Origin of the sequence: Brenneria populi (assembly GCF_036016195.1) — a bacterium.
Classification (GTDB): domain Bacteria; phylum Pseudomonadota; class Gammaproteobacteria; order Enterobacterales; family Enterobacteriaceae; genus Brenneria; species Brenneria populi.
Genome location: NZ_JAYWTM010000020.1, coordinates 52250 through 63471, shown reverse-complemented (window position 1 = coordinate 63471; position 11222 = coordinate 52250). Strand labels below are relative to the sequence as shown.

Here is an 11222-nt window from a genome sequence, read left to right as displayed (position 1 = left end):
GGCGCCATTGAATCAATCTTGTGCCGAAATTCCGTTGATGTTTCATCAAGGATTTATCAAGAGAGGGGAACTCACGGCGCTATCCGGTCGGTTTCCGGCAGGCGAAGGGTGATGAGCAGTCCCTTGTCCGCCGGCAGGGCGGCGTGAATGCTTCCGCCGTGCGCCGCGCAGATGGCGCGGGCTATCGACAGGCCCAGTCCGCTGCCGCCGGAGTGGCGGGCTCTGGAGACGTCCGCGCGGGTGAAACGCTCGAACATGCCGGATAAAAATTTCGTATCCACGCCGGGGCCATAATCGCGAAAGGCGATCAGATAGCCGCTGTCCGCGGGCTGCACCTCGACGGTCAGCCGTTTGCCTTCGCTGGCGTAGCGCAGCGCGTTTTCCATAAGAATGGTAAAAACCTGCCCGAGGCGAAAGGCGTCGCCCAGGTAGGTACAGGGCGTTTCGGCGACCACATCGATCGACATGCCGGCCTTTTTTAACTGGGGCTTGAGCCAGGCGGCGCGCTCGCGCAGCAGCTCCGTCAGGCTTAGCACGCGGCGATCGAGCTCAAGCCTGCCCGCTTCGGCCAGCGACAGCAGGTGCAGTTCGTCAATAAGGCGATTCAGATGCTGCAGCTGCGCCATTACCATCCCGAGCTGCTGCGGCTCGGCGCTAAATACGCCGTCGATCATGCCCTGAAGCCGTCCAATCGCCGCGGTTAGCGGCGATCGCAGCTCATGCGCCAGCGCGATATGCGACGCCCGCATCTCATGTTCATAACGGGCGAGCTGATGCGTCATGGCGTTAAAGCGGCGGGTAAAGCGCGCCATCTCCGTCGGGGCTTTTTTGACCTGTTCGGCCTGCGCGCCGAACTTTCCCCGGGTGACGGCTTCGGAGGCCGCGGCCAGGCGGCTGAACTGGACCGAAAGCGGGCGCGCCGCCTTGAGGCCCAGCACGACGATAAACGGGATCATGACCACCACCAGCACCCCGACCATAAGCCAGTCCGCGGAGGCGATCGAGGGATCGGAATAGTCCACTCCCCACCAGGTATCAACAATCTGATGGAATCGGGTCAGGTTGATTTCAGGGTGCTGACGCAGCGTCAGGAACTCTTCCCGCAGCGCCGGCGGCATGTGATTAAGCACCCAGATATTCTGCACGGCGAAACGCAGCCACATGCACAGCGCGATGACAATGACCGTGCCGATAGCCAGCGCCAGTATCCGAACGCATATCCAGCGCCAGAGGGAGTGATATTCAGCATGCTTCATAAATGACGTAACCTGTCTCGATGCCACGGACGTGGCGCGGGGCATCGGGGATGGCCCGCCGCGGGCCGCATGCCGCCCGTAAAAAATAATGAAATTGAAATAACCGGATGCCCTTCCTATAATTGGGCGCCGCCGCCCGATAAATACCCGCAGCAAGTCACAAGCCTGAACGAGCATCACCTCGATCATCGCAGCATAACATCAAGCGATGCTGAATGAATTATCAAGATTTCATGAAGGGATAGAATCTATGAGTCAACGAAGAGTGTTGATCGTTGAAGATGATTTCGACGGCGCCGAGGTTCTGAGCGCTTACCTGAACCGTGACGGCTTTCAGACTCGCCATGTCGCCGATGGGCGTCAGGCATTGGAGCAGCACGCGCAGTGGCGGCCGGATTTGGTCCTGCTGGATATCATGCTGCCGGGGCTGAGCGGCAACGACGTGCTGGCGGCGATCCGCCAGCACTCCTCCACGCCGGTGATTATGGTGACGGCGGTCGGCAGCGAATCCAATCGCATCAACTCATTGCTGTATGGCGCCGACGATTATGTGGTCAAACCCTATAATCCCGGCGAAGTGGTGGCCCGCGTCTACGCCGTGCTGCGGCGCTGGGGCAACAACGCCCAGGCGCGCTCCCGCTGTCTGCGCCACGGCAATTTGATTGTGGATATCGATGCGGCGCAGGTTTCGGTCGAAGTCGACGGCGTTCGGCGGCCGCTCGATCTGACGCGCACCGAGTTTAATCTGCTGGCGATGCTGATGGCCTGTCCGACGCGCATGTTTTCACGCGCGGAGCTGCTGGCCGGATGTCTGCCGGAAAGCGATGCCCTGGAGCGCGTCGTCGACGCGCACATCTATAATTTGCGCCGCAAACTGGAACATGTCGGCATTGGCGGCGTGCTGCTGACGGTGCGCGGGCTGGGCTATCGCTTCAGCAACGCGTTATGAGCGCAAACGGCATGGACGACGCTCGGCGGGGCTCGGCCGAACCGCTGTGGCGCTGGATAAGCCTGCGCATGATCGCTCTGGCGCTGGCGGCCATTCTGGCGATCGGCGGCGGCATGTGGCTGCGTTTTTGCTGGTGGGAGGCGCAGATGCGCGCGGCGCTCCCCGAGCCGGTGCGGCAGGAGCTGCAGCGTCTGGAGGCCCAGCCGGCCGAACACCGGCAGCGTTTGCTGCAGATCTACGGCGAATATATGTACGGCGAGTACTTCACCAATGAAGCGGTGCGTGAAGACATGCTGTTTTTCGGCGTGTTCGTGCTGCTGTCGATTCCGCCGATCGTCATCGGCGGCGTATGGGTTTCGCTGCATCTGTCGCGTCAGCTCGGCGCGGTGGCGAGCTCCGCGGACCGCATCGCGCAGGGCGATTTCACCGCGCGCGCGGCGCTGGTGCCCCGGGCGCCGGCGGCGCTGCGCAGCCTGACCGACGATTTTAATCGCATGGCCGAGCGGCTGGAGCGTCATGAGCGGGAGCTGCGGGCGTCCAGCGCCGCCGCCGCCCATGAATTGCGCACGCCGCTGACCGCGGCCAAAGGACGTCTGCAGGGGCTGATGGACGGCGTGTTCGCGCCGACGCCGCAGAATTTTCAACTGATTATGCGCCAGTTGGATCAATTGAACCGCCTGATCGATGATTTGTACCTGCTGTCGCTGGCTTCCGCCCGGCAGTTGACGCTCTCTCCCTGCGAGTTCGCGCTGCGTCCACTGCTGGAGGAGCGCATCGCCTGGGCCGCGCCGCGTTTGCAGGCATTGCAAATGCGCGCGGATCTCGACGCCGCGGAAGATTTGTACCTACGGGCGGATCGCCATCGCCTGGGACAGACGATCTCCATCCTGCTCGACAACGCTATCCGCTACGCCGCGTCGGGCGGCTGGATAGCGCTCAGCGCCCGGCGGCAGGAGGAGGGCGTGCGCATCGAGGTGGAAGACGGCGGTCCCGGTTTCGCGCCGGAGCATCTTGACCGCGTCTGCGACCGCTTCTGGCGCGCCGAAAGCTCGCGTTCGCGGCACGCCGGCGGCAGCGGCTTGGGGTTGGCGGTCGCGGCGGCGATCTGCCAGGCGCACGCCGGCCGGATTTCCGTACACAACCGCGACGGCGGCGGCGCGCGCATCGTTATTTACCTGCCTGATTAACGGAATTTTTCTCCTCTTCATAGAATCTTCACCATTTCTCGGTCGGAACTTGTCTGAACGCTGGTGTACTGCCTGCGGTTTCTATTCAGCTTGAGGATGAGTACCAATGAGCAATACACGCAGTTTTTCGACGCGTCGATATGCGTCGCCGCTGATCTGTCTGGCCTGCGCTCTGGCGGCGCTGCCGCTGGCGGGGCGGGCGCAGCCAAGCGAATCACCGGCGCCGGCCAGCCTGTTCGGCGATAAAACCGACGTCAATGTGGGGCTCGGCGCGGCCGTCGGCCCGCGTTACCTGGGCGCGCGCCAGACGCGGGTTACGCCCGCGCTGGCGTTAAGCGTTTCGCGCGGCATCTTTTTTGTCGACATGCTGCGCGGCGCCGGGGCGGAATATATGACCGACGGCGGATTTTACGTCAGCGGCGCATTAACCTACGACCCGGGCCGCAAAGACCGGGACAGCGCCTGGCGACCCGGCTCCAAACGCCTGCGCGGCATGGGGGAGGTCAAGGGCGCGACCACCGTCGATGTGCAGATGTCGCAGCAGCTCACCTCCTGGCTGGCGATTAATGGCGAAGCCGAGCTGCGCGTGGCGGGGTATGAGCGCGGCAATCGTTATCGTCTGGGGCTGGAGGGCACCCTATGGCGCGACGGCGGCGATACCCTCACCCTGGGCGTCAATGCCCATGCGGGCGACGGCCGCTACAACCGCACCTACTTCGGCGTGAGCGAGCAGCAGCATCGCCATTCGCGTTTTTCCCGTTTCGATGCGAAATCCGGGGTGTATGCCTATTCCGCCTCCCTCGACTGGCAGCACGATTTCGATCGGAACTGGACGCTGTTTATGGGGGTAAATCTGATGGAGTTCAGCGACAGGGCCCATCACAGCCCGCTGGTGGAGGGCGATACCGGCGTGACGGGCTTCGCCATGGTGAATTATACGTTCTGAGATAAAGCGCGGCGGCGGGCGATAGACGCTCGGAAATCGTGGCTGTTCGCCGGACTGGCGATAGCCGTTCCGCGCTTACGCGATCCTAAATTCCCGCTCTTAATGTTGAGTTAATTGTCGCAGGTTATGTTGCAAACACCGCATAAGTTGAAACCGCGCCGATGGTTTTCGTCCGCAAGCTAATCACTGTAATGCGTATTCTGTTTTAAATTATAAGGAATTTATTAAATGACATTCCTTCCTTTTTCCCGGCCTTCGCTCGGCGAGACGGAGCTGGCGGCGGTAAAGGCGGTTTTCGCATCCGGTTGGATCACCACCGGGCCGAAATGCGCCGAACTTGAGCATGCATTTTGCCGGCTCACGGGAAATCAGCATGCCGTTGCCGTGAGCTCCGCCACGGCCGGCATGCATCTCGCCCTGATGGCTCTCGGTCTGCAGCCCGGCGATGAAGCGATCACCCCTTCGCTGACCTGGGTTTCCACTCTCAATATCATCTCCCTGCTTGGCGCCACGCCGGTCATGATCGATATCGATCGCGACACGCTGATGGTGACGCCCGAAGCCATTGAAGCCGCCATCACGCCGCGTACCCGGGCGATTATCCCGGTACATTACGCGGGCGCCCCGGTCGATCTAGACGCCATCCGGGCGGTGGGCGAGCGCTACGGCATTCCCGTTATCGAAGATGCCGCGCACGCGGCGGGAACCTTTTACAAAGGGCGCCACGTGGGTGACCGCGGCACGGCGATATTCTCTTTCCATGCCATCAAGAACATGTCATGCGCGGAGGGCGGGCTGATCGTCACTGATGACGCCGGCCTGGCCGATCGCATCCGCATGCTGAGGTTTCATGGGCTAGGAGCGGACGCTTTCGATCGCCAGACCCACGGCCGTCAGCCGCAGGCGGAGGTGATTACGCCCGGTTTTAAATACAACCTGCCGGATATCAGCGCCGCAATCGCGCTGGTTCAGCTTGAGAGGCTCCCGCGGATCAACGCCCGGAGAACGGCCATCGCGCAGCGTTATCTCCAGGCGTTAAAAGAGACGCCCTTTTCCCCGCTTGAGGCGCCCGCCTGGCCGCACCGGCACGCCTGGCACCTGTTTGTCATTCGCGTCGATAAAGCGGCCTGCGGCATCACGCGTGATGCTCTGATACAGGCGCTCAAGGAGCAGGGCATCGGCTCTGGTCTGCATTTTCGCGCCGCGCATACCCACAAATATTATCGCCAACGCTATCCCGGCCTGTCGCTGCCCGCGACGGAGTGGAACAGTGAACGCATCTGCTCCATCCCCCTTTTTCCCGATATGACGGACGGCGACGTCGAGCGCGTAATTGCCGCGCTTCGCAGGCTAGCCGGGGTTTAAATGACTGAAGATAAAGCTATTAATAAAGTGTCGGTGGTGATTCCCGTTTTTAATGAACAGGAGAGCCTGCCGGAGCTGATGCGGCGTACGGACAACGCCTGCAACGGTCTGGGTTTGGAATATGAAATTTTACTGGTCGATGATGGCAGTCAGGATCGCTCCGCCGACATGATTTCCGCGGCGGTCGGCGTGCCCGGCAGCCATATCGTGGCGATCCTGCTTAACCGGAATTATGGTCAGCATTCGGCCATCATGGCGGGATTCAGCCACGTCAGCGGCGACCTCGTCATCACGCTGGATGCCGATTTACAGAACCCGCCCGAGGAGATCCCGCGGCTGGTGGCGGCGGCGCAGGAAGGCTACGACGTGGTCGGAACGGTGAGGCAGAATCGCCGGGACAGCTGGTTTCGCCGGCGTGCGTCGCGCGCCATCAACCACCTGATTCAGCGCGTCACCGGCAAAGCGATGGGGGACTACGGCTGTATGCTGCGCGCCTACCGCCGCTACATCGTCGACGCGATGCTGAACTGCCATGAGCGCAGCACCTTTATTCCCATTCTCGCCAATACCTTCGCGCGCCGCGCAACGGAGCTGCCCGTGACGCATGCCGAACGTGAATTCGGCAGCTCAAAGTACAGCTTTATGCGGCTCATCAACCTGATGTACGACCTAGTGACCTGCCTGACGACGACGCCGCTGCGTATGTTAAGCGTGTTGGGCAGCCTGATCGCCCTGGTCGGATTCGCCTTCTCCGTGTTGCTGATCGCGCTGCGCCTGTTTCTGGGGGCGGAGTGGGCGGGGGACGGCGTATTCATGCTTTTCGCGGTGTTGTTTATGTTCGTCGGCGCTCAGTTCATCGGCATGGGGCTGCTTGGCGAATACATCGGCCGCATCTACAACGACGTCCGGGCGCGGCCCCGCTATTTTATCCAACGCGTTATCCATTATCAGAAAGACGCTTCAGTACAGGAAACAGAACAATGAAAACCATCGTATTCGCTTACCACGATATGGGCTGCGCGGGCATCAACGCGCTGCTTGAGGCCGGCTATACCATTTGCGCCATTTTTACCCATGCCGATGCGGCCGCGGAAAACCGCTTTTTTGGCTCGGTGGCTCGCATTGCGGCGGAGAAAGGCATTCCGGTCTATGCGCCTGACGACGTTAACCACCCGCTATGGGTCGAGCGCATCAACGCCATGGCGCCGGACGTCCTGTTCTCGTTTTATTACCGCACGCTGCTGTGCGAGGAGATTCTGAGCAGCGCAAAGGTCGGGGCTTTTAACTTACACGGCTCCTTGTTACCGAAATACCGCGGCCGGGCGCCTCTTAACTGGGCTATCGCCAACGGCGAGCGTGAAACCGGCGTAACGCTGCACCGGATGGTCGGACGCGCCGACGCCGGCGATATTATTGCCCAGCAGTCGGTGAAAATTGCAGACGAAGATAATGCGATGACGCTGCACCATAAGCTGGTGCGGTGCGCGTGTGATTTGCTTGGCGACAGCCTGCCGGCCATAAAACAGGGGCGGATCGCGGGGCGCAGCCAGAATGAGGCCGAGGCGACGCGGGTCGGCCGCCGTACGCCGGAAGACGGGCGCATCGATTGGTCTCTGCCCGTCCGGGATATTCATAATCTGGTACGCGCCGTCACCGACCCCTGGCCGGGCGCCTTTGCCTGGGCGGGAGCGGAAAAATTCATCATCTGGAAAAGCCGGGTCTTATCGGAGCGTACCCAGGCGACGCCCGGAACCGTGCTGTCCGCCGATCCCTTTGTGATTGCCTGTAAAGACGGCGCGCTTGAAGTGTCGATCGGTCAGACTGAGGGCGGGGTCGCCATGAACGGTTGCCAACTGGCGCAAAGTCTGGGCCTGGCGCCCGGCGCGCTGCTGCGTTCCCAGCCCGCGGACGCGGGCAAACGCCGTACGCGCGTGCTGATCCTGGGGGTGAACGGCTTTATCGGCAACCACCTGACCGAGCGTTTACTTCAAGATGATAACTTCGAGGTGTTTGGTCTGGATATCAGTTCTGACGCCATCAGCCGTTTCGTGGGCCACCCTCGCTTTCAGTTCGTCGAAGGGGATATCAGCATTCATTCCGAGTGGATCGAATACCACATCAAAAAATGTGATGTCATCCTGCCGCTGGTGGCGATCGCCACGCCGATCGAGTACACCCGCAATCCGCTGCGCGTGTTTGAGCTCGACTTTGAAGAAAACCTGAAGATTATCCGCGGCTGCGTGAAATACGGTAAGCGCATCATCTTTCCGTCCACGTCGGAAGTGTACGGCATGTGCACCGACGCCAGCTTTGACGAGGACCATTCGAAACTGGTCGTCGGCCCGATTAACAAACCGCGCTGGATTTACTCGGCATCCAAACAGCTTCTGGATCGCGTCATCTGGGCCTATGGCGAAAAAGAGGGGCTGCGGTTTACGCTGTTCCGCCCTTTCAACTGGATGGGGCCGCGTCTTGATAGCCTGGATGCGGCGCGCATCGGCAGTTCGCGCGTGATTACGCAGCTTATTCTGAACCTGGTGGAAGGATCGCCCATCAAGCTGATTGACGGCGGCCGGCAGAAGCGCTGCTTTACGGATATCAGCGACGGCATCGAGGCGCTGTTTCGTATCATCGAAAACCGGCATCAGAACTGCGACGGGCAGATTATCAATATCGGAAATCCGGACAACGAAGCCAGCATCAAGGAGCTGGCGGAGCGGCTTCTCGCCAGCTTCGAGCGCCATCCGCTGCGCGGCAGTTTCCCGCCGTTTGCCGGGATCCAGGAGGTGGAGAGCGGTAGCTACTACGGAAAAGGCTATCAGGATGTCGAGCACCGCAAGCCCTCCATTCGCAATGCCCGACGCCTGCTGGAATGGACCCCAAGGGTTGAGATGAACACCACCATTGAAAATACGCTGGATTTCTTTCTCCGTACCGTTGAACTGCCGGAGAACGCCTGATGAAGAGAGTCGGTCTGCGGGTCGATGTCGATACCTGGCGCGGCACGCAGCTGGGCGTTCCGGCGCTGCTGGAGCTGTTCGACCGGCATAATATCCAGGCGACGTTTTTCTTCAGCGTGGGCCCGGATAACATGGGGCGCCACCTGTGGCGCCTGATGAAGCCCCGGTTTTTATGGAAAATGCTGCGCTCGCGCGCGGCATCGCTGTATGGCTGGGACATCCTGCTGGCGGGAACCGCCTGGCCGGGCAGGGTCATCGGAGAAGGTCTGGCGGAAGTCATCCGCGCCGCCGCCGAACATCATGAAGTCGGGCTGCACGCCTGGGACCATTTCGCCTGGCAAACCTGGGCCGGAAGCTGGCCCGCGGAGAAGCTCTGGCAGCAGATTGCCTGCGGTTTAGCGGCGCTGGAAAAGATCGTCGGACGGCCGGTGACCTGTTCCGCGGCGGCCGGCTGGCGCGCCGACGGCAGGGTTATGGAAGTCAAACAGGCTTTCGGCTTCCGCTATAACAGCGACTGCCGCGGAACCGCGCCATTCCGTCCGCTTCTCGGCAACGGCCAGCCCGGCGCCGTGCAGGTGCCGGTCACGTTGCCGACGTGGGACGAAGCGGTGGGCCAGAGCGTCAGCGCCGACGGTTATAACGATTTCATCCTGGCGCGCATGCGGGCGGATAGCGGTTCGCCGGTGTACACCATTCACGCCGAGGTGGAAGGCATCAGCCGGCGCAGCGCGTTCGCCGACTTACTCCGGCGCTGCGACGCGCAGGGGCTGCGGTTTTGCCCGCTCGGCGAGCTGCTGCCGGCGGATGTGACCCGATTGCCGACGGGGGCGGTGGTGCGCGGGCATATCGCGGGCCGCGAAGGGTGGCTGGGGTGTGAAAAACTCACGGGGAGAATGGCATGACGACGGCTGGCAAAGGTTTCCTCCTGCTTGTCCTCTTGATTCTGTATTACCTGGTTCCGCTGGAGTTCAGATCGCTCTGGCAACCCGATGAAACGCGCTATGCGGAAATAAGCCGGGAGATGTTGCAAAACGGCAACTGGGTTGCGCCGCATTTCTTTGACCTGCGTTATTTTGAGAAGCCGATCGCCGGTTACTGGTTCAACACGGTCGGGCAGTGGCTGTTTGGCCACAATAACTTTGCGGTGCGTATCGGCTCCGCATTTTCCACGCTCCTGAGCGCGCTTCTGGTGTATTGGCTGGGACGCCGCATCTATGCCGGGCGCGCGCTTGCGCTGACCGCCAGCGTCATATGGCTTACCTCGCTGCTGGTTTACGGCGTGGGAACCTATGCGGTGCTCGATCCCATGCTGTCGCTGTGGCTGATCGCCGCAATGTGCAGCTACTGGTTTGCCGCCGAAGCCGTTAGCGTAAAACAGCGCGCGCTGCGCTATCTGCTGCTGGGTTTGGCCTGCGGTATGGGGTTTATGACGAAAGGCTTTCTGGCGCTGGCCGTGCCGGTGCTGGCGATTGTCCCCTGGGCGCTTTGGCATCGACGCTTCAGGGAGCTGCTGGTTTACGGACCGCTGGCCGTGTTAAGCGCCGCGCTGCTGAGCGCGCCCTGGGCGCTGGCTATTCAGCAACAGCAGCCGGATTTCTGGCGCTACTTTTTCTGGGTTGAACATATCCAGCGTTTCGCCGAGTCGGATGCCCAGCACAACGCGCCGTTCTGGTATTACCTCCCCGTGCTGCTGGCGGGGGCGCTTCCCTGGCTGGCGCTGCTTCCGGGCGCGCTTTATCTGGGCTGGCGCCAACGCTTCGACTCTTGCGGCGGGCTGTATCTGCTCTGCTGGGTGGTTATGCCGCTGCTGTTCTTCAGCATCGCCCGAGGCAAGCTGCTGACCTATATCCTCCCCTGTTTCGCGCCCCTGGCGATTCTGATGGCCCATTACGGCCACGCGCTGGTCGGGCGGGCCGCTAACATCCTGAGGATAAACGCCTGGATTAATATACTGTTCGGCTGCGCGGGCATGGCGGCCCTGCTGCTGGCGCTGGCGCCCTGGGGCGTTGGCCGCCATCCGCTTTACCGGTGGCATGAGATGATGCCTCTGGCGTTAGCGGTTGCTTGCTTCGCCGGCTGGGCCTTAGGCGGAGCGTTAAGCCTGAAGCCGCAGAATGGGCGCTGGCTGGCAGCCGCGCTCTGCCCGCTGGCGCTGGCGCTCTGCGTCGGCGCGGCGATACCGGAAAGCGTGCGCAACGGCAAGCAGCCTCAGGCCTTTATCGGCGGTATCGCCGACCGTCTCGCCGGCAGCCGTTATATTCTGAGCGATAATCCCGGTATTGCGTCCGCCATCGCCTGGACGCTCAGGCGCAGCGATATGCTTTTCTATGATAAACAGGGCGAGCTTCAGTATGGGCTGAGTTACCCGGATGCGCGCTCACGTTACATTGGTAAAGCCGATTTCCCTTGCTGGCTGGCCGCGCATCGTAAACAGGGAACGGTTTCGCTGGTGTTGCTGATGGATCGCGACGAACCGACGCCCGCCGACCTGCCGCCGGCCGATGCCGCCTATCGCGCGGATAAAATGCTGTTTCTGCAATACCGCGCCGCGCCATGAAG

At 61.5% G+C, this 11222-nt stretch carries 9 protein-coding genes; 8 read left to right on the top strand and 1 reads right to left on the bottom strand.

All coding sequences use genetic code 11. The annotated features are described in order from the left end of the window. Positions 1-71: 71 nt before the first annotated feature. Complete coding sequence (locus tag VSX58_RS16885) at positions 72-1256, bottom strand: sensor histidine kinase (RefSeq protein ID WP_327619105.1); 1185 nt, start codon at positions 1254-1256, stop codon at positions 72-74. A 250-nt stretch (positions 1257-1506) separates the two neighbouring features. Here VSX58_RS16885 and VSX58_RS16880 point away from each other — a divergent pair, with 250 nt between their 5' ends. The 8 genes from VSX58_RS16880 (at position 1507) to arnT (ending at position 11220) form a co-directional block, all read left to right on the top strand. Continuing rightward, the gene (locus VSX58_RS16880) at positions 1507-2205 is read left to right on the top strand and encodes a response regulator (protein WP_327619104.1); all 699 of its coding nucleotides are present in this window, start codon (positions 1507-1509) and stop codon (positions 2203-2205) included. After that, on the top strand, positions 2202-3392 hold the full coding sequence (locus tag VSX58_RS16875) for a sensor histidine kinase (protein ID WP_327613083.1): 1191 nt from the start codon (positions 2202-2204) through the stop codon (positions 3390-3392). Before VSX58_RS16880 ends, VSX58_RS16875 begins: the two co-directional genes overlap by 4 nt. A 106-nt stretch (positions 3393-3498) precedes the next feature. Further along, positions 3499-4338 (top strand): MipA/OmpV family protein, encoded by an 840-nt coding sequence (locus VSX58_RS16870; RefSeq protein WP_327619103.1) that lies wholly within the window; start codon positions 3499-3501, stop codon positions 4336-4338. 228 nt (positions 4339-4566) lie between these two features. Then, a complete protein-coding gene (gene arnB, locus VSX58_RS16865) occupies positions 4567-5703 on the top strand; it encodes a UDP-4-amino-4-deoxy-L-arabinose aminotransferase (protein WP_327619102.1) in 1137 nt (378 codons plus the stop codon). Continuing rightward, positions 5704-6687, top strand: a complete 984-nt coding sequence (gene arnC / locus VSX58_RS16860; protein WP_327619101.1) for an undecaprenyl-phosphate 4-deoxy-4-formamido-L-arabinose transferase — start codon at positions 5704-5706, stop codon at positions 6685-6687. Next, complete coding sequence (gene arnA, locus VSX58_RS16855) at positions 6684-8663, top strand: bifunctional UDP-4-amino-4-deoxy-L-arabinose formyltransferase/UDP-glucuronic acid oxidase ArnA (protein ID WP_327619100.1); 1980 nt, start codon at positions 6684-6686, stop codon at positions 8661-8663. Before arnC ends, arnA begins: the two co-directional genes overlap by 4 nt. Further along, positions 8663-9565 carry a 4-deoxy-4-formamido-L-arabinose-phosphoundecaprenol deformylase gene (gene arnD / locus VSX58_RS16850; protein ID WP_327619099.1) on the top strand — a complete coding sequence of 301 codons (903 nt, stop codon included), beginning with the start codon at positions 8663-8665 and terminating at the stop codon, positions 9563-9565. The genes arnA and arnD overlap by 1 nt, the downstream gene beginning before the upstream one ends. Then, entirely contained in the window at positions 9562-11220 is a 1659-nt protein-coding gene (gene arnT, locus VSX58_RS16845) for a lipid IV(A) 4-amino-4-deoxy-L-arabinosyltransferase (protein WP_327619098.1), read from the top strand. The genes arnD and arnT overlap by 4 nt, the downstream gene beginning before the upstream one ends. The last annotated feature ends 2 nt before the right edge of the window (positions 11221-11222 follow it).